Origin of the sequence: Shewanella sp. Choline-02u-19 (assembly GCF_002836205.1) — a bacterium.
Classification (GTDB): Bacteria; Pseudomonadota; Gammaproteobacteria; order Enterobacterales; family Shewanellaceae; genus Shewanella.
On the sequence record NZ_PJBE01000013.1, the window covers coordinates 744,431 to 764,266 of the forward strand.

Annotated in this window: 14 protein-coding genes; 9 read left to right on the top strand and 5 right to left on the bottom strand. The window is 44.2% G+C overall.

Annotation, left to right across the window (positions count from 1 at the left end; all coding sequences use genetic code 11):
* Positions 1–106: 106 nt before the first annotated feature.
* Positions 107–883 carry a hypothetical protein gene (locus CXF83_RS10020; RefSeq protein ID WP_101089625.1) on the bottom strand — a complete coding sequence of 259 codons (777 nt, stop codon included), beginning with the start codon at positions 881–883 and terminating at the stop codon, positions 107–109.
* A 225-nt stretch (positions 884–1,108) separates the two neighbouring features.
* Between CXF83_RS10020 and cysB the strand changes: the two genes are divergently transcribed.
* Positions 1,109–2,083, top strand: a complete 975-nt coding sequence (gene cysB / locus CXF83_RS10025; protein ID WP_101089626.1) for an HTH-type transcriptional regulator CysB — start codon at positions 1,109–1,111, stop codon at positions 2,081–2,083.
* Positions 2,084–2,178: 95 nt separating this feature from the next.
* Here the strand turns inward: cysB and CXF83_RS10030 are convergent, their stop codons facing one another.
* Positions 2,179–3,555 carry an L-serine ammonia-lyase gene (locus CXF83_RS10030; protein WP_101089627.1) on the bottom strand — a complete coding sequence of 459 codons (1,377 nt, stop codon included), beginning with the start codon at positions 3,553–3,555 and terminating at the stop codon, positions 2,179–2,181.
* Positions 3,556–3,935: 380 nt separating this feature from the next.
* On the opposite strand from CXF83_RS10030, the gene nagZ reads away from it, so the two are divergent.
* The 3 genes from nagZ to CXF83_RS10045 all read left to right on the top strand — a co-directional run bounded on the left by nagZ (position 3,936) and on the right by CXF83_RS10045 (position 6,042).
* The gene (gene nagZ, locus CXF83_RS10035) at positions 3,936–4,949 is read left to right on the top strand and encodes a beta-N-acetylhexosaminidase (RefSeq protein ID WP_101089628.1); all 1,014 of its coding nucleotides are present in this window, start codon (positions 3,936–3,938) and stop codon (positions 4,947–4,949) included.
* Between the two features lie 78 nt (positions 4,950–5,027).
* A complete protein-coding gene (ycfP, locus tag CXF83_RS10040; RefSeq protein WP_101089629.1) occupies positions 5,028–5,567 on the top strand; it encodes an alpha/beta hydrolase YcfP in 540 nt (179 codons plus the stop codon).
* A 199-nt stretch (positions 5,568–5,766) separates the two neighbouring features.
* Positions 5,767–6,042, top strand: a complete 276-nt coding sequence (locus tag CXF83_RS10045) for an acylphosphatase (RefSeq protein ID WP_101089630.1) — start codon at positions 5,767–5,769, stop codon at positions 6,040–6,042.
* Between the two features lie 36 nt (positions 6,043–6,078).
* Here the strand turns inward: CXF83_RS10045 and CXF83_RS10050 are convergent, their stop codons facing one another.
* The 3 genes from CXF83_RS10050 to CXF83_RS10060 all read right to left on the bottom strand — a co-directional run bounded on the left by CXF83_RS10050 (position 6,079) and on the right by CXF83_RS10060 (position 11,237).
* On the bottom strand, positions 6,079–7,086 hold the full coding sequence (locus CXF83_RS10050; protein WP_101089631.1) for a peptidoglycan binding protein CsiV: 1,008 nt from the start codon (positions 7,084–7,086) through the stop codon (positions 6,079–6,081).
* Between the two features lie 2 nt (positions 7,087–7,088).
* Positions 7,089–10,562 (bottom strand): transcription-repair coupling factor, encoded by a 3,474-nt coding sequence (mfd, locus tag CXF83_RS10055; protein WP_101089632.1) that lies wholly within the window; start codon positions 10,560–10,562, stop codon positions 7,089–7,091.
* Between the two features lie 90 nt (positions 10,563–10,652).
* Positions 10,653–11,237, bottom strand: coding sequence for a hypothetical protein (locus CXF83_RS10060; RefSeq protein WP_101089633.1), 585 nt, complete (start codon positions 11,235–11,237; stop codon positions 10,653–10,655).
* A gap of 206 nt (positions 11,238–11,443) precedes the next feature.
* Here CXF83_RS10060 and CXF83_RS10065 point away from each other — a divergent pair, with 206 nt between their 5' ends.
* From CXF83_RS10065 to CXF83_RS10085, 5 genes are all read left to right on the top strand, one after another.
* Positions 11,444–12,667 (top strand): lipoprotein-releasing ABC transporter permease subunit, encoded by a 1,224-nt coding sequence (locus tag CXF83_RS10065; RefSeq protein WP_101089634.1) that lies wholly within the window; start codon positions 11,444–11,446, stop codon positions 12,665–12,667.
* 10 nt (positions 12,668–12,677) lie between these two features.
* Positions 12,678–13,376 (top strand): lipoprotein-releasing ABC transporter ATP-binding protein LolD, encoded by a 699-nt coding sequence (gene lolD, locus CXF83_RS10070; protein ID WP_232775088.1) that lies wholly within the window; start codon positions 12,678–12,680, stop codon positions 13,374–13,376.
* Complete coding sequence (lolE, locus tag CXF83_RS10075; protein WP_101089636.1) at positions 13,373–14,626, top strand: lipoprotein-releasing ABC transporter permease subunit LolE; 1,254 nt, start codon at positions 13,373–13,375, stop codon at positions 14,624–14,626. Before lolD ends, lolE begins: the two co-directional genes overlap by 4 nt.
* Positions 14,627–15,019: 393 nt before the next feature.
* The gene (locus CXF83_RS10080; protein ID WP_101089637.1) at positions 15,020–16,141 is read left to right on the top strand and encodes a heme-binding protein; all 1,122 of its coding nucleotides are present in this window, start codon (positions 15,020–15,022) and stop codon (positions 16,139–16,141) included.
* A 1,187-nt stretch (positions 16,142–17,328) separates the two neighbouring features.
* Positions 17,329–19,809 (top strand): TOMM precursor leader peptide-binding protein, encoded by a 2,481-nt coding sequence (locus CXF83_RS10085; protein WP_101089638.1) that lies wholly within the window; start codon positions 17,329–17,331, stop codon positions 19,807–19,809.
* The last annotated feature ends 27 nt before the right edge of the window (positions 19,810–19,836 follow it).

Below are 19,836 nucleotides of genomic sequence, written 5' to 3' on the forward strand. Positions count from 1 at the left end.
GGGGCTTTTTAATGTCTTTTTTATACTCAAGTTGTTTGAGTATATTTGGTCAATTGTCTAGCTTCTGATTAGACCAATGACCATTTTTCGCATATTGTATCAATGACTACCACTTCCGTTTTGGCTGGAACAGCACGTCAATGTCATCTTCATCTGCTTTAGGTTTGGCAACTTGTGGCTGGGCTAATTTCTGTGCCCCCATAATCTCGTCTAACATTGTTTTAGCTTCATCGACTTTTTTTGCAATGAAAGGATCATTGGGCGTTTGTGCTTTAATGGTATGCAAGGTCGACAAAGCTTTGGTGACCATCTGCTTGGCGGATCCGTACTGCTTCATAAAGCAAGCTGCTCTTCCTCTTGCAAGCATTGAGTCAACGTTAATTCTAAGTTGAAGGTTGTCTATGGTCTGCTCTTCTTGGCTAAAGATAGCGGGCTCTACTCGTCCCTTATTATGCTCAGATCTGAGTATTGCTTTCATTTTCTTAAGCGTCTGAACTAACGTGAGCACTTGTCTATCATTATCAGGTAGCCTAAACAGCTCAATGGCAGGAGTAGACTTAGGAGCATTGTTGAGTACTTCTATCTGGCTGCGCAAATCGTATAGTCGGCGTTCATAATCATTTTTTTGCGCAGGGGATAATGAGGCGGCAATATTGAGTGCTTCTTCTATTCTTTTATATAGCACGAGTATTATATTACTGGAACAAGGAATAAGCCCAGTGTTAGAAAGCACATCTTCTGTTTCATCAATGATCGCCCTCTGTCGAGCAAGCTCTGTGCGTCTCTCAGCTTCCACACGTGCTTTTTGTTGTTGAATGATGCTAATGCCGATAATAAGTAGCAGTAAAACACCGATCAAGACAAAGACTGAAACGATAATCATAGAGGGTCCAAATATTTTACAGTGCTTTTAATGCTACTATAAATCAACATTCTAGGATAGTCACTTCATCATGGTTTGGCTATTATCAGTTCGCAGGAGTTGACTATTGTGCTATATTCCATTTAAGTATAATTATTCGGTTATACTATAACGAATAATTATACTAAATGCGTCATTGCTTATCTATTCATGGATCTGTAAGCCTACCAAAGAGAAGGACTAAAGATGAAGTTGCAGCAACTTAGATATATTGCAGAGGTGGTTAACCATAACCTCAATGTTTCTGCGACCGCGGAAAACCTCTATACTTCTCAACCTGGTATTAGTAAGCAAGTGCGTATGCTTGAAGATGAACTGGGTATTCAAATTTTTGGCCGTAGTGGTAAGCATTTAACCCATGTTACGCCTGCTGGTCTGCAGGTGATTAGCATCGCTAATGACATTCTGGGTAAAGTAGAAAGCATTAAGAAAGTGGCAGAGGAATACACTAAGCCTGATCAAGGTGAATTGAATATTGCCACCACAGATACTCAAGCCCGTTATGCTTTACCGCATATTATTCAAGGATTTATTGATCGCTACCCTAAGGTTAACCTGCATATGCATCAAGGCACACCATCACAGATCAGTGAATTGGCTGCCCGTGGTGATGCAGATTTTGCCATTGCCACTGAAGCGATGCACCTTTATAGCGATCTTATTATGTTGCCGTGTTATCACTGGAACCGCTCAATAGTGGTAACCCGTGATCACCCGTTAGCCTCTAGAAGCCATATCAGCATTGAAGATCTCGGTCGTTTCCCATTAGTCACTTATGTATTTGGTTTTGATCGCGCCTCAGAGATTGAAAAGTCATTTAACCGCGCAGGTCTTGAGCCTCGTGTTGTCTTTAGTGCAACCAGTGCCGATGTGCTTAAAACGTATGTTAGATTAGGTTTAGGTGTTGGTGTGATTGCTTCAATGGCAATAGACGAGCATATGGATAAAGATTTAGTCGCTATTGATGCAAGCCACCTGTTTGCTCACAGTACCACTAAGATTGGCTTCAGAAAGGGTAATTTTTTAAGAACTTACATGTACGACTTTATTGAGCATTTTGCACCTCATTTAACTCGTACGGTTGTCGAAAAAGCCGTCGGTTTGCGGGATGCACAGCAGATTGAAGCGATGTTTGAAGATATGCAACTGCCAGTCAGGTAGTTAAGCTCAATGACGAACCGTCATTGAGTCAACAGCGTTCAATAGCCCATAAAAAAACCTCGCAATAGCGAGGTTTTTTATGGAAAGAGTGTGAATTAACACTCTACGATATTAACAGCCAAGCCACCTTTAGCGGTTTCTTTATACTTGCTACGCATATCTTTACCGGTATCCATCATCGTCTTGATGACTTTGTCTAGAGACACTTTGTGGTTACCATCTCCGCGCATTGCCATGCGCGAAGCGTTAATGGCTTTAACTGCGCCCATTGCGTTACGTTCAATGCAGGGAACTTGTACTAAACCACCGACAGGATCGCACGTTAAGCCCAAGTTATGCTCCATGCCGATTTCAGCGGCATTTTCAACATGTTCTATAGTACCGCCCATGATCTCGGTTAACGCAGCTGCGGCCATTGAACAAGCCACACCGACTTCGCCTTGGCAGCCGACTTCAGCACCTGAGATTGATGCGTTCTTTTTGTAAAGAATACCAATAGCAGCTGCAGTAAGCAGGTAACGACAACAAACGTCCATATCCACTTCTTGCACGAACATATCGTAATAGCTAAGGACGGCTGGAATGATGCCTGCTGCGCCGTTTGTGGGAGCGGTGACAACGCGATCGCCAGCCGCATTTTGCTCATTGACTGAAAGCGCAAATAAGTCTACCCAGTCCATGGCAGTAAAAGGATCTACCACGCTTTTACCTTCCGCTTTTAAGCGACGATAAAGCGATGGCGCACGGCGTCTTAGCTTTAATCCACCGGGCAAGATACCCTCTTTTTGGTAACCACGTTCAACACAGGACTTCATGGTTTGCCAAATTTCCCAAAGCTGTTTCTGTATGGCGTCAGAGTCATTGATACTGAGCTCATTAGCCATCATTAATGATGAAATACTAAAGCCGTTTTCGGTACAGAGTTCAAGAAGTTGTTGAGCTGACTCAAAATCATAAGGAGCAGATTTGATGGGGGTAGCTGGAGAGGCATCTTGGGCTTTGATTTCATCTTCATCCAAAATAAAGCCACCACCAACAGAGTAGTAGGTACGCTCATAGATGCATTTCCCGTCAGTATAAGCATAAAGGGTCATGGCATTAGCATGAGCGGGTAGGCTTTTGCGTCGATGGTAGGTGACACCGTTTGCACGAGAAAATTTCACTTCACGGCCATCACTCAACAATAGCTTTTCATTATTGCTAACATTTTCTAAAATAGCGTCAATCTTATCGGTATCAACGGTATCAGGTGCTTCTCCCATCAAGCCGAGTATAACGGCTTTACCGGTGCCATGGCCTTTACCTGTTTGACCTAATGAACCGAACAGCTCTGAACGTAACTCATCAATCGTTTCAAAAAGACCTTGTTTGGTGAGATCTTTAATAAATATGTTACCCGCTTTCATCGGGCCTACAGTATGTGAACTTGATGGGCCAATGCCTATCTTGAACATGTCGAATACACTAATCATGCTAAACCTTTATTGTTCTAGTTATACCCAATATCACTAAGATCATTACCGTGTGGTTAATTGAACATATGGTTGTATATGTCGATTAATCAGCGTAAAAAACTTATGCTTAATGTTAATCTTAGTTGCTTGAATTAATTGGTGTAAAAAGTATCCCATACTTTTTCTTTTTATATAGCATTAGTTTTTTTTAATTTAGTTATAAAGCATTAGAAAAACTAATTTTGGTGTGGCATGTGTAATTTGTAATGTCACGTTTAGCTTTACGCGAATAAAGCATTATTTAACAATGATATGGGTTGTTATTCTTGAACCTTTTTTGCGTTTTTTTGCTCCTTTTTTTGCATGGGTACTACCCTTAATGAATTTTTAGAGGTCATATGAGTTATTTGATGTTAGATGTTGAGTCAACATTTTTAAGTGATGATGAAGCAAAACAACTATCCCACCCAATGATTGGTGGCCTTATCTTGTTTAGCCGTAACTATGCCGATCGCAACCAATTGATACTGCTCATTCAGTCTATAAGGGCTGTTCGTGCTGATATTTTAATTGCGGTCGACCAAGAGGGGGGGCGGGTACAACGTTTTAGAGACGATTTCACCATATTACCCGCAATGGGCGATATATTACCTGCGGCTAAAGGCGATCTCAGACTGGCAAGCGCTTGGGCGACAGAGCTTGGATTTTTAATGGCAATAGAGCTACTCGCAATCGATATCGATTTGAGCTTTGCCCCTGTGCTTGATCTCAATGGTGTTAGCCAAGTGATTGGCAAGCGTAGTTTTAGTGATAATAAAGCTGAGGTCGAATTACTCGCAAATGCATTTATTACTGGAATGGAGCAAGCTGGAATGGCAAGTGTGGGTAAGCATTTTCCAGGGCATGGCAGTGTCGAGGCTGATTCGCACATCGCTAAACCAGTTGACTTAAGATCAAAAGAGGCTATTTTTGCTAATGACATGCAGCCGTTTAAACAGCTGATAGCGAAGGAACGACTGCAAGGGATCATGCCTGCACATGTTATTTATCCTAATGTTGATGCAAACCCCGCTGGCTTCTCTACTTTTTGGCTGCAAGATGTGCTGCGTAAAGAACTTGGGTTTAGCGGCGTGATCTTCTCTGATGACCTAGGGATGAAAGGAGCCGCTGTTGCTGGAGGCTATTGTGCGCGGGCGCAGGCTGCCATTGATGCAGGTTGCAACATGATATTGGTCTGTAACGACAGTTTAGGCGCTACCGAAGTACTCCATGGTGTTAAATGGCCTAAGCAAGAGCAAGAGATCACTGCTAACCAGTTAAAACCTAATTTGTTGGTTGTGGCGAATGCACTGCAAGATAATGAACGTTGGGAAAAAGCGAAGGCAATTGCTGCTAAAATTTTAAAAAATTGATGCAGCGCAACGAACTCTATCGCTTAGCTTGTTAGGTTAGCTCTTATTAATATACTCGCATAGACAGAGGAGCGTTATATGATCCTGTATTTACATGGGTTTGATGCAACCAGCCCCGGTAATCACGATAAAATGCGTCAACTGCAATTTATTGACGAAGATGTGCGTTTGGTTAGTTACAGTACGCAGCATCCTAGAAATGATATGCAGTATTTATTGAATGAAGTTAGCAAACATATTATTGCTTCAGAGGATACATCACCGCTAATCATAGGTGTGGGTTTAGGGGCTTTTTGGGCGGAAAGGATAGGATTTTTAAACAAGATTAAGTCGGTATTGATTAATCCTAACCTCGCCCCACAACATAATATGGTTAACAGAATAGACAGGCCCGAAGAGTACACCGATATTGCCAATAAATGTGTCACTGATTTCCGCGAGCTAAACCGTCAAAAAGCACTTTGTATTTTATCGCGAAATGATGAAGTTAATGATAACGATGCTACTGCTAATCAATTACAAGATTATTACGATATCGTATGGGATGAAGAACAGAGCCACAAGTTTACTTCGCTTGCTGCGCGGTTAAATAGGATCAAGGCTTTTAAAGCTGGTTAAGCTATTTTATCGATAGGTGATTGTAATCCACTAAAGCCATTTGAATTTAGTGGATTTATGTGTCTGCACAACTTTGCTCAATGGTGAACTATAGGCTAAGTTGTTAAAAGCAGCCTAAGCCTTGCGCTGGGTGAATGAGTGGTTAGCAGCAAACATTATTCTCTCTACATAGACTGATATTACGGAGTGGGTGTTAATTATGAAGCGCGTCATTATTAAGATCACTGGAAAGGTTCAAGGTGTCTCTTTTCGTCAAAAAACATTGCTTCAAGCGACGACACTGGGTCTAACCGGTTATGTGAGTAATATTGCTGATGGCTCAGTTCAAGTGCTTGCACAAGGTAGCTACCCTGCAGTTGATAAGTTGATTAATTGGTGTCAAAGCGGCGCACCGCTAGCCAAAGTCGATAGGGTTTATGTTGAAGATGACGAGGCAGATGATATCTACCTCGACTTTTCTATTGTGCAGTTGTAGTGAGCGATACCCAACACGTTGGGGAATATATTCGCTTTAAAAGCGGTTTGCTTCACTGGTGCTACTGATACGATTCGTCATATCAATCTCAGTTTGCGCGGTAGGTTGTTCCATTTTTCGGATCTGAATGATCATTCCCATCTTCGGGTGGTCAAAGTAATGCACTTCGTCGCTTCTAACGCGCCTATTTTGATTCATAGGAATCGAATACAAAAAGGGAGTGGTTACAGATCCAGTTTCCGCAGTGAGGTTATCACTGCTAAAACTTTCTGGGTCGTGATAAGCCAAGGTAACCGTTTTCTCACCCTCCTGACGTAAATTAAACGCAGTTTCTATGAACAGATAATGTTCAAGATAGATGTTAAGAGTTCCATCTAGCTTCCATACTGGTTTTTTGGTATCAGCTAATAAACCACTGCTCATAAAATCAAACTGTGGCAATTCGTCGTTTAAATTACTGAGCTGCAGTGGTTGTCCATTTTGCTCATAATCCTTGGAGTAATCATTTCCAGAATATAATTTAACGGGAATGGCTTTGTTTCTTGGAAGCATGGATTGCTGCCATGTCATATGCAGTAGGCTTTTATTGCCTTTCTCTCGTTTTAATGTCGCGATAATGTCTTTAAATTGGCTTTGGCTTTCTGCCAATAAAACAGCGCCATCGCCTAAATAAGCGGTCGCGGGTTTAGGTGCTGCAATCAGCATCGGGATGTCCGCTACCGATTTAACTTGGTTATTTGAGTTAAGCTGCTCATTACAATTTAGGCTGTCAGTTGCCCAATCCGCAGAGGTACAGCCATTAAGCCCCATATTAACTGCGGTTAAATCAGTACTCACCATCGGGGTAATAAAATCGACAGTTTTACGTTGACGTGAGTTAATGACTTCATCTGGCCATTGCTCAGTTGTAGGCGCGTTGTGCTCATATAGGTAGATCTCGACTTCAAACCAGCGCTCTTCTTGGGCAAAGGCTGTTGTCGACAGACTAGAAATAACGCTAGCAGCGAGGGCGATTATTAACTTATTTGTTGATAGTCTAAACACGATTATTCTCCAATGCGATGTTGAGACAACTGTTCAAGTAACAGTTTTATGAGTGCTAGCCTATCTTTGGCTGATTCTGATGGCATGCTGAATTTTAGCTTATTGGGGCCATCCATTCGATATATTTGCGGCTGGTTCTGTAATAAACCAATAATAAAGGTGGGATCCACTTTATTATTGTCGCCAAATTCTATGCTACCACCTTTTGCATGCATTTCGATCTTTCGAAGACCCAGTTGCGTAGCAAGGTGCTTATAGAGTGTTAGCGCCATTAGGTTCTTAGTGGGCTCGGGCAACATACCGAAACGGTCAATAAACTCAACTTTTAATTCATCGACGGCTTTCTCTGTTTTACAGTTAGCGATGCGTTTGTATAGCGAAAGACGCATATTAACATCGCTGACATAATCTTCAGGTAATAGGGCTGGGATCCGCAACTCGATTTCACTTTGTTGACGTAGCATCTGATCGAGAGACGGTTCTTTACCGTCTTTGAGCATCTTAACGGCCTCTTCAAGCATCTCCATATAAAGGGTGAAACCTATCTTAGAGATATGACCACTTTGCTCGTCACCGAGCAATTCGCCTGCGCCGCGGATCTCTAAATCCTGGGTGGCCAACATAAATCCAGCACCAAGATCTTCGAGTGCGCCAATGGCTTCTAATCGCTTACGCGCATCTTTAGTCATACTTTTAGGATGTGGTGTCATCAAATAGGCATATGCTTGGTGATGCGAGCGACCAACACGGCCTCGCAATTGATGCAGCTGCGCTAAACCAAACTTGTCTGCCCGTTCAATTACGATGGTGTTTGCTGATGGAACATCAATACCGGTTTCAATAATCGTGGTACAGACTAATACATTAAAGCGTTGATGATAAAAATCAGACATCACTCGCTCGAGTTCGCGTTCACGCATCTGTCCGTGTGCAGTTACAACACGTGCTTCGGGTAGCAGCTCACTGATTTCTGCAGCCCTTTTTTCAATCGTTTCCACGCTATTATGTAAGAAATAGACTTGGCCACCACGTAAAATCTCACGAAGGAGCGCTTCTCTAATCGTAGCTTCATCATATTCACGGATAAAGGTTTTTACGGCTAAACGCTTGGCGGGGGGGGTGGCGATAATCGACAAGTCACGCATGCCTGACATCGCCATGTTTAATGTGCGTGGGATCGGCGTGGCGGTAAGGGTAAGGATATCGACATTGGCACGCAGTGCCTTAATCTTCTCTTTTTGTCGCACGCCAAAACGGTGCTCTTCGTCAATAACCAGTAAGCCTAAGTTCTCGAACTTAGCCTCTGATTGCAACAGCTTGTGAGTACCTATCACAATATCCACTTTGCCATTGGTTAAGTCTTTCATGACCTGGGTTTGTTCTTTGGCTGTTTTGAAACGTGACATAACCTCTATCTTAAAAGGCCAATCAGCAAAACGGTCTTGGAAATTTTCGAAATGTTGCTGTGCAAGTAGAGTCGTTGGGACCAGAATGGCCACTTGTTTACCGTCATTAACGGCCACAAATGCGGCGCGCATCGCCACTTCTGTTTTACCGAAACCCACATCGCCACAGACTAATCTATCCATTGCCATGGGGGTGCGCATATCTTCTATAACTGCTGATATCGCAGTTTCTTGATCGACGGTTTCTTCAAACGGGAAGCTACCGGCAAATTGTGCGTACTCTTCTTGGTCAATATGACAAGCCTCACCCGGCCTTGATTGCCTGCGGGCATAAACATCTAATAATTCAGCCGCAACGTCACGAATTTTCTCAATGGCTTTGCGTTTCGCTTTAGTCCAGCTTTCGTTGCCTAACTTATTGAGGTTTGCCTCTTCATCGGGGCCAACACTGTAGCGACTGATGAGGTGTAAAGAGGACACGGGAACATAAAGTTTGTCACCGCCAGAATACTCAAGCACGAGATATTCGGCAACAAGCCCACCGGTATCAAGTGTTTCTAGGCCTTGATAGCGCGCTACACCATGATCTAGATGGACTATTGGTTGGCCCACTTTTAGCTCAGCAAGGTTTTTAACCAGTGCATCACTACTGATCTGGCGTTGTTTGTCTCGACGGCGGCGCTGCGATATGCGTTGACCAAACAGCTCCGTTTCGCAAATTAAGCTGAATTTTCCACCGGTCTTTTTCTCAATCACACAACCTTGAGACAGGGGTGAAACAATCAGCCCTAATTTGGTTTTACTGGCAGCAAATTCGTTAAAGTGGCTAAATAGCGTTGGCTTTAGTTTTATCTTACCGAGCAGCTCTAAAAGGGCTTCACGGCGACCTTCTGATTCGGCACTGAATAACATCCTCTCGCCTAAGGCGGCATACTCTTCAAGGAGCAAAAGAGGTTGTTTCAGTTTATGATTTGCAGCTAGGTCAGGCAGTTTTAATGCTTTTGCCTCAATTGCGGTACCGGTAAAAGGCGCTGTCTTTAACTGAAATCTTGGCAATCCTTTAAAGGCGCTAAAGATCTGTTCTGTCAAAAGGTAAAGCTCTTGCGGGCTTAATAAAGGCCGCAGTGGATCCACGCGTCTATCTTCATAGCGAGTTTCAACTTCATGCAGATGAGCTTGGGTGGCAGTCTCAATATCACCGACAGTGATTAATTGCGTTTTTTCTGGCAAATAATCGAACAGACTCGCAGTGTCATCAAAAAACAACGGCAGGTAATTTTCTATTCCTGCGGGCATGGTCTTTTTACTGACCATTTGATAAATAGAGCCAGGTTCTTTGACGAGAACCTCAAATCGGCGACGATAACGCTGTCTAAAGCCTTCAATGGCAGCATTGTCAGTGGGAAACTCTTTCGCGGGCAGCAGTCGAATCGATGGTAGCTCGTGGCTAGAACGTTGGGTTTCTGGATCGAAATGTCGAATAGATTCGACTTCGTCATCAAATAGCTCAATACGAAATGGCTGATTTGATCCCATAGGGAAAATATCGATAATCGAACCACGAACCGCAAACTCACCGTGCTCGTATACTTGCTCAACACTGTGGTAACCAGTATTGATTAATTGCTCTCTAACATCATGCAGCTGGTAGTTATCGCCTTTCTCCAAAATAAGCACATTACCGCTCAAAAAGGATTTAGGGGGCAGCTTGACCATTAACGTGGTGATTGGCACTATGACTACGCTTTGCTGCGCTTGAGGGATCCTCGAAAGCGCTTCAAGACGTTGTGAGACTAAATCTTGATGGGGAGAGAAGCTGTCATAGGGGAGGGTTTCCCTGTCTGGAAATAGCCATATTGAAATTGCTGCTTCACTGAGCAAATAATTTAGCTCAGATTCTAGCGCAATGGCACTAGGCGTATCTGCGGTAACAACAAGTGTCACGTTCTGATGTTGCTTAGCAATATTAGCGATCGTAAGCGCTTGAGCAGCGCCACCAAGAGTACACAGCGTTTGTGCTAATTTAGCACTCTTGACTGCTGGTGGAGTCAATACGGAAAAAGCATTCATTAAGGGCGAGGAAACGAGTCCAATAACAGCAAAGTTGCTTGGTATTGTAGTGGCTTGCCGTCGCTCTGGCCAGTTAAAACTGGTTTTAGATTACAGGGCTATCTTTCGTAATTTTAGTTGTTTCTGTTGTAGGCTTAAGCTGGCTTTTACCAGCTGTTCCACATCAGCGTCTTGAATGACACTAAAAGCTAATTCAATGCTAAAGGCCTGCGGCGCTTCTTCTGCTTCATTGGTTATCAATGAACAGCTTTGCACTGTCGCGAAACAGATCAGGGCGACTAGCTCCTCTTTGATATTCAAGCTAACTTTAAACTGGCTACCAACTGTTATCGCTTCATTGGTGGTTAATCTAATTGAGCTGCCCCCAAAATGACTGCCGATATAGTAGTCGCCTTCATACTCCTCTTTACCGATAACGTGTTGTAAAACCATATCAATTTTTCGAGATTGTAATTTCAAGAATTCAACAACGGTTTTGGCATCATCATCAAGGTGTCGCAACTGCAACAGGCAGTCAGACTCGAGTACTTTAATATCACTGATAAGTTGTAGGCTCGGCGGTAGCATAAAACTCAGCTGTTCCACTGACGGGAGAGGTTGGCCGCTGTCCCAAGCTTGTAAATAGACATCAAAAGCATGATTAATACTAAAATAGGCGGTAGAGTCATTTAACAATGGTTTTGCCTCTTGTCTTTAGGGGGCTAATACCCCTATTATCATGCGCATCTTTATGATTTAGCAAGGTTAGAGGCGTAATTGCTTCTCCTTTTGTATTTCTAGAGTATCTCTGAGCAGTATTGTTTGAAATGAGAGAGGTTATTATCTTTTTATTATCAATCGTATTGGCGCCAGAATTGAGTTGACTTTATTTGGGTTTTTTAATGAATTTTTCATTATCATTTTATATTGGCTACCGTTATTGGCGAGCAAGAAAAGCCAATGCTTTTGCATCGTTTATTACCATATTCTCTGTTTCAGGCATTTTGCTTGGAGTGGCTGCACTTATTGTTGTTAGCTCCGTGATGAATGGTCTTGAAGGGCAGCTTAAAAAGCGCATTTTAGGTGCCGTGCCGCAACTAACGATTCATTCTCCCGTACCGTTAGAACATTGGCAGCAAGATGTGACTCAATTGTCAGCCTTAAAAGGGGTGCAGGGCGCCGCGCCGAGTGTGTCGACTCAAGCGATGCTGCAATCGGCCTCTAATATTGGCGCCGCGCAAATCTACGGTGTATACCCAGAACAGGAAAAAAATCTGCTTAGCCTTACGCGCAATACCTATGCAGGTAACTTCGACGCGCTGCTCTCTGGCAAGTATCAAATTATATTGGGCGCTGAGCTGGCACGTAAACTTGATGTGGTTGTCGGTAATAAAATACGAGTCCTGAGCGGAGATGGCGTGGTCTATACGCCGTTAGGTCCGGTGCCAAGCCAGCGAAAGTTCACCGTGGCGGGTGTATTTGAAATGGGGTCTCAAGTTGATGCTAGCGTCGCTTATATCCATCATGACGATGCACAGCGCTTAATGCGCCAAAAAGCCGGTGAAGTAAAACAGTTACGTGTTTATCTTGATGATCCCTTCAATGCCGCAAAAATTGCCCCGAGCGTGGTGGATTATTTTTCCCACACAGTGACCACCACAGATTGGCATGACACTTATGGTCACCTGTTTGGCGCCGTTAAAATGGAAAAGAACATGATGTCATTAATGCTTAGCCTTATTATTGCGGTCGCCGCGTTTAATATCGTCTCTGCGTTAGTGATGATGGTTGTGGATAAAACTACTGATGTTGCCGTGTTAAAAACCCAGGGCTTATCGACGGCTAATGTGATGGGGATCTTTATGATCCAAGGCTCGCTTAATGCCATCATAGGCTTGATTACTGGGGTGGCAACGGGGGCGTTATTAACCCTTAATTTAAATGAGATCACTAATGCGTTAGGGATCTCTATTCTTGGCGCAGGTCAGAATTTGCCAGTACAGCTCGACTTTAATCAATTGAGCTCGATAGTCATAGGCACACTTGTCATTACCCTATTAGCCACCATTTACCCGGCGCTAAGAGCCGCGAATGTTCAGCCAGCGAGTGCCCTTAGACATGAATAGTGAGTTAACAATGAATTCAGAATTATTGCTAAAAGTGAGCAATGTGAGTAAGCGTTACAACGATGGTTCAGTCGAAACCCAAGTGTTGCATAGCGTTGATTTAGAGGTCTACAAGGGTGAACAACTTGCGATAGTTGGCAGCTCTGGATCAGGTAAAAGCACACTGCTGCATATTATGGGTACCTTAGATCGGCCGACAAGTGGCAATGTGACGATGCTCGATGAAGATCTCTACCAACTGTCTAACAAGCGCCAAGCTCAAGTGCGCAATAATAATATTGGTTTTATCTATCAGTTCCATCATCTGTTACCTGAATTTAGTGCATTGGAAAATGTATCAATGCCAGCATTAATACAGGGTAAAACACGCAAAGAGGTGGAAGGTAAAGCGACCGCTTTACTTGAGCGAGTGGGGTTAGGCCATCGTCTCGCACACACTCCTGCGGAGTTGTCTGGCGGGGAACGCCAGCGCGTCGCTATCGCTAGAGCCTTGATTAACGATCCCAAATTGGTGCTTGCTGATGAACCTACCGGTAACCTTGACGCTAATAGTGGTGAGGCCGTCTACGAATTGATCACTGAACTCGCCGCCCAATTAGGCACAGCATTTGTGGTGGTCACTCATGATCAACAACTTGCTGCGAGAATGGATAGACAGTTACACATGAAAGATGGCTACTTGGTGAATGCTGAGGAGCTCACTGGATGAAAAGCCTGTTAGCGATGCGGATAGGGTGGCGCTTTTATTTAGCCCGTCAGTCAAACCGTTTTATCAACTTTATCTCTTTTGCCTCTACTGCGGGTATTGCACTCGGAGTCGCGGTACTGATTATCGTATTATCGGCGATGAATGGCTTTGAGAAGGAGTTAGAGGAGCGACTTTTAGGGGTCGTTTCTCATGGTGAGTTAGTCGGTGTGAATGAGCCAATACATGATTGGCAGGCCGTTGTGGCGGATGCTGATAAAGTCCCTGGAATTGTTGCAGCGGCTCCTTTTGTACGGATGCAAGGTCTGGTGCAAAAGCCGGGTGGTTTTCAAGGGGTAACGGTTCAGGGGATAGATATAGAGCAAGAAGCGAAAGTATCAAATATTCGTCACTTCATGTCTGAGCAGAGCTGGCAAAGTTTACAAGAAGCTAAGCACAATAATATCGTGCTTGGTAAAGGGCTGGCGAATAACCTCGGGATTGAGATTGGTCAATCTATTAGCTTATATATGCCTAACAATAATAACTCGTCTCAAAATAAAATAGCCGCCGCTAAAAGTCACCGCTTTGTGGTTTCTGGTATTTTTGAACTTGGGGGCGAGCTAGATACAACCACCGCATATGTGCCTATGGATTATGCGGCTAAGTTGTTAAAGTTAGAACAAGGTGTTTCCGGTGTGCGTATTAAGGTCAAAAATGTTTTCGATGCGCCGATGTTGATCCGTGACCTCGGTTATAGCCAAAAGCAATATGTTTATATTTCGGACTGGACTCGAACTCAAGGACATTTATATCAAGATATACAATTGGTTAGAATGGTGATGTATCTTGTGTTGGCTTTAGTTATTGCTGTGGCATGTTTTAATATCGTGTCGACACTTGTGATGGCGGTGCGAGATAAGCAGTCTGAAATCGCTATCTTGTTAACCATGGGCATGAAAAAGACCTCGGTGATGCTGATATTTATCGTGCAGGGCGCACTCAATGGCATTTTGGGCTGCATCATAGGATCTATTGTAGGGGTGACAATTGCGCTCAACCTCAGCGATATTGCCAAAGGGATAGAATCGGTATTAGGTATTCAACTGTTGTCGGCAGATGTGTACTTTATTGATTTTCTACCGTCACAATTAGTGGTTAACGATGTGATTACGGTCGTGTCTCTCGCTTTTGTGATGAGCCTTATCGCAACGCTTTATCCCGCGTGGAAAGCCAGCCAAACACCGCCAGCAAGTGCATTAGCAGGCCGCTAGAGGGACTGTTTTTAACGACTCATTCAGGCGCTTTATAGTGCTTTGGTATTAGAGTGATCGCGAGTGCGGTCACTGCCTCTCTTCGGTAAACCTTACCTAAACCTTACGTTAATCTTACCCTACATTTAGGGTTAGCTAACTTCCCATACTTGATGGGCGTTGCAGTGTGTTTTTGCGTCCTCATTTATTCCGCTGTAGATGTACTTGACTCGCGTTTACTCAACCTTTTTCATCATTGTTGTTGCAGTCTAATTATCCTTATAAAGTGCTATTTTTTCGTTGGAATTGCTGTGCTAGTTTTTTAGTACTCCCATTTCAAAGGTCGTTTGATGCCTTTATGGCAGGGCATGGAAGCCTTGATTTGGTTAATTGTAAAAGCATGGAGCAATGACAATGAACGCAAAACCAGATTTAGAACAATTAGACATGAGCGTGCAACAGCTATCGTCAGTTGTGGCAGATTTAGAGAAGCAGTGTCCTGTAGCTGATAAAGGATTATCAGTTAGCTCAGCGCAAGGTTGCCCAGTCGCTAAATGTAGCCAAGCTATACCTTCAACTCGTCAGTGCGCGGTTAATCATCCGATAGCATCGCCTTTTGTACCTGATTATAATATTCCGTTGTTGGCGCCGGGTGGTGGCGATCAAAAGCCGGATGTTCTTGAAAAGTTAGGCCCGTTAGCCGATCTCGTTGGCACCTGGGTTAGCCAGCGATTTAGTGGCTTTAACGTGATGCCTATCCCTCAAGTCACAGCACCGAATGGCTTTATTTTAAAGAACTTTAATTATTATGAAGTTATTACTTTCAGCGCAATCTCTGGCAAAGTTGCAAACCGAGGAGGTCAGTACGAACAAGACTCATACACCTTGTTCTATGAGCAAAGAGTGTTTTTTGCTGATGGGCCTCAGACGGATGACTTAGTGCATGCTGAAAATGGTTCTTGGTTGCATCAAGTGTCGGCGCAGCAAGGTCAAAACGAAGTCAATACCGCGCCCTTCATTCCTACACCTCCAGCGCCAAATCCCATTCCAACGCAAAGTCCGTTAACTGAAATCGTAAAGCAGGTCTCGGTTCCTCATGGAAACTCAATTTTAGCCTTAGGCGGAGTGACTAGATCTTACTGTGCTCCAACTATTCCCGTTGCAAACTGCTTGCCTATCGCTGCTCCAGACGCATTTAGCGCCGCCTATGGTCCAAATATTGCGACCAACCCAAGCATCAATCCCAATGCGGTGCTTGATAGTGCACTACTGAAATTAGCGGATAAAGGGGTGAGCGTTGCGAGTACGACGGCGCTAACAGTTGACAGTGATAATCATGGCGCTATCGCCAATACGCCATTTATGAAGAGTCACTCAGATGTATCGCGATTTACCACCACATATTGGATAGAGCACTTATCAACGGGTCATCTACAACTGCAATATACGCAAAACATCACATTAGATCTGCCCGTCGGTGACAAGACCTATAAGTTTCCGCATATCACGGCAAACACCTTGACCAAAGTTCAGTAACCTATTTGACCGATTTTTAATCCACTTTCTGTTGTTAAAGATCGAGAACACATTTGATTCCTTGGGCGTTGTTGGCTCTGGCGTCAAAAAGCGTTCTCGAGTCGTGACAGCTATAGAAACACGACTCGAGGCGTTCACCTGTCTCAAAATGCTTATTTCGGGGCAATCTGTTAGCAATATCTAAGCTATTAATTTAGTTTCAAGGAATGAAAAATGAGTGATAAAACGATAAAGGATCTGCAGCTTCAGGTGACGGAGCTAACGTCCAAAGTGAAAGAATTAGAAGTTCACTATCACAACATCACAGCGGCGGATAAATGCCAAGTCTGTGCTACGACAGAATGCGTGGTATGCGATGGTGGTCAGGCGGTTCGTAAGTGTGACAATTGTTTGCCTTGCACTATCAACTTATGTAATCCGGGCATAGTCAGTTTTTGTGTACAGTGTGCTCAGCCAGCAATTAAGTGTGAAACGTGCGCTCCTGGACCTATTTACTACTGCGCTCCTTGTCAGCCGACAGTGCAATGTGTGACGTGTTATCCAAGCCCAGTTTCATACTGTGTTCAGTGCCAACCAACGCCATGTGCGACTGGATTACAGTGTTTGCCAGGTATTCCTACTGTGCATTGTGTGACTTGCTCGCCGAGTCCAGTCGCTTATTGTGCGCCCTGTGTACCAGAACCTGTGTATTACTGTGTGCCTTGTCAGCCCACAGTACAATGTGTGACCTGCTCACCAAGTCCTATTGCTTATTGTGTGCAGTGTCAACCAACACCTTGTGCTACCGGTTTGCAATGCCTGACTTGTCAGCCCACGCTGCAGTGTGTGCCCTGTTCGCAGAGCCCGATTGCTTATTGCGTACAGTGTCAACCAACGCCTTGTGCTACTGGTTTGCAATGCCTGACTTGTCAGCCCACGCTGCAGTGTGTGACCTGTTCGCCTAGCCCGGTTTCTTATTGCGTGCAGTGTCAACCCGCCACAAACTCACAATGTGTCACTTGCTTACCTTGTTACAGTCATCCACTGACTCAATGCGTCACGTGTAGACCATGTGATCCAGGGTACCAGTGTGCCAGCTCGCCAGTGACATTCTGCTTATTGAGTGCCACTAGTTAATTTGGATTAATAACAAATGACCTAATAACGCTAGTTAATCACTAGGGTTATTGGGACTAAAGGAATATAAAATGAACACTCTTTTGTTATCACCAGCAGCCACCATTACACCGAATGCTCATGGTGTGTTATTACAATCGGATCTTGGCGACTTTCAACTGCATGGCAAAGATGTAAGTGAGTTTGTAACCGTTATTGTCCCTTTACTGCGAGGTGATAATACCGAGCAGGCTGTTTGTGACCAGCTTCCGAGTTATAGCCAAAGCAGTGTGCTGTCAATTATTGCTTTACTAAAGCAACATGGATTAGTGGAGGAGGTGGAAGCTAATACCGACTTTAAACCGCCTTGGGCGATGCACGAGCGATTTATCAATGCATGGTCAAGCAGTCAGCATTCGGAAGTGGCACTAAAGGACAAAAGATTACTGGTTATTGGACTCGAGCCTTGGTCTGTCAAAATGGTTGATGAACTGGCTTGTTCTGGCGTCGGGCATATTCATATTATTGATAATGAATTGATTTCGGCAGATGATATTCTTTGCCATCGTCCGTTCGGTGAGTCTAACCTTGGCTTATTGCGGGGAGAGGTATTAAAAGGCTTGCTACAGCAACAAGCGCCTTGGTGTAATGTGACGCTACAACCGTTAGAAAAAGGCGACTGCGGCATCCATATCGCGAGTGAGCCCATTTGGGATCTGGTGGTGGTGACTCTCAGCAAAGAAGCCAAGCATTGGCTTTATCAAATCTCTAAAACATTACATCATTTGGGTTTACCTGCACTCTACGGCAGTTTAGATGGATTGGAATCTTGGGTGGGACCGGCGGTTAATTTACCACAGCAGACAACGGCAATTGACGCATGCTGGAACTGTTTACGTTTACGACGATTAGGCACTGAAGTGGCACCTGATTTGGCGCACGAATTAGAAAAAACAGCTTATAAAAATCAGCAAACAAGCCGAGCTCGCAGCATGTTAACCTCGATGGCTGCGTTGACGGGTCACCAGTTATCAATGGAAGTGTTGAAGCTGCTAGTGGGTTACATTCAGAGCGATCTCGTGGGAAAAGTGAATGTACAGAATCTGGTGACCAATAAAGCAGAGCAGCATCAGATCATTCCTGTACCTTGGTGTAAGGTCTGCGGCTATGACCACGATACAGCGGCCGCTCATATCCATTCAATTAATGAGCGTCAACGGCAAGCTGCAAACATGCAAGTGGGGGCAATGAGTGCTGTTTCTGCACATCAAATTTCACAGGCCAATCCGCTAAATAGTGTTGGTACGGCTGAGGATGTCACCGATCTTTTTGAAGGTTGGATAGATGCTAAGACTGGCATTATCCGTCAGCTCACAGGACACTCTCCACAGCTTCCTGACTTTCCGATCACGGCATCGGCCAATGTGGCCAACTTTACGTCTGGCCACTTTGATCCCAGAGCCGCTGGGCATGTTGGTTCCGGTAAAGGTTTAGACAGTGTGTCTGCGCATATCAGCGCTATCGGCGAAGCTATTGAACGATACTCTGCTGCAAGATACCGTCTGGAAGATTGCCATTACGCTTCAATTAGTCAGCTGACGGGAGAGTATTTAGATCCAAACGACTTAGTTCTATATTCAAAAAAACAATACCATACACCGCAGTTTCCGTTTTCTCGTTGGAATAAAAAACGAAAAATACACTGGAGTAAAGGCATGTTTTTAGGGACTCAAACACCGGTATGGGTACCGTCATTAGTTAGCTATTTTAACTTTAGCTGTCCTTATGAAGAGCAGTTTAGCCAAGTGTCATCCAATGGGCTCGCGGCAGGGCAAGATAATGACGATGCTGCAATTAGAGCAACATACGAGCTTATTGAACGAGATGCCATGATGCTCACTTGGTATGCCCAGCATCCGTGTAAACGACTTAAACTCGATGCTGTTAATCACGGAAAAATGCGGGTGATGTTGGATGAGTTAACGGCAATGGGAATGAGCTTAGAGCTCTACTTGCTCGACGTCGGTATTCATGTGCCAACGGTGGTTTGTCTCGCGTTTGGTGACGGGATACGAACACCTGCAGTTTCGGTTGCACTGGCTTGTCATGGAGACATTGCGGTCGCGATGAAAAAAGCACTACTTGAGCAAGGGCATGTCATGCCTTACTTGTGTTACCTGATGGGAACGGGCGCCAAAGTGCCACAGCATGTTGGTGAAGTACAAAGTCTAGAAGATCACGCGGCCTACTATTTTAAAATGAATAACAAGTCTGCTTTTGATTTCATGCGCCAAGCTGATGAACACTCGATTGATATTGATCAATGGCCATATCCCATTGTGAAGGATGCGACCGATCTAAATCAGAGGTTATGTAATGCCAATGTTGACGTTGCCATTGTCGATGTGACCTCTCCAGATGTTGCACTGAGTCCATTTAGGGTTGCCAGAGCGGTGGGAAAAAATATGCAGCCAATTCATTTTGGGGAGCAATTTAAACGGATTGATAACCCACGCTTGCAGCAGTTACTCAAGGGTAAGGTTGTCAATATGTACCCTCACCCTATTGCGTAGTGATTGATTATTTGCAGTTGCCGCTAA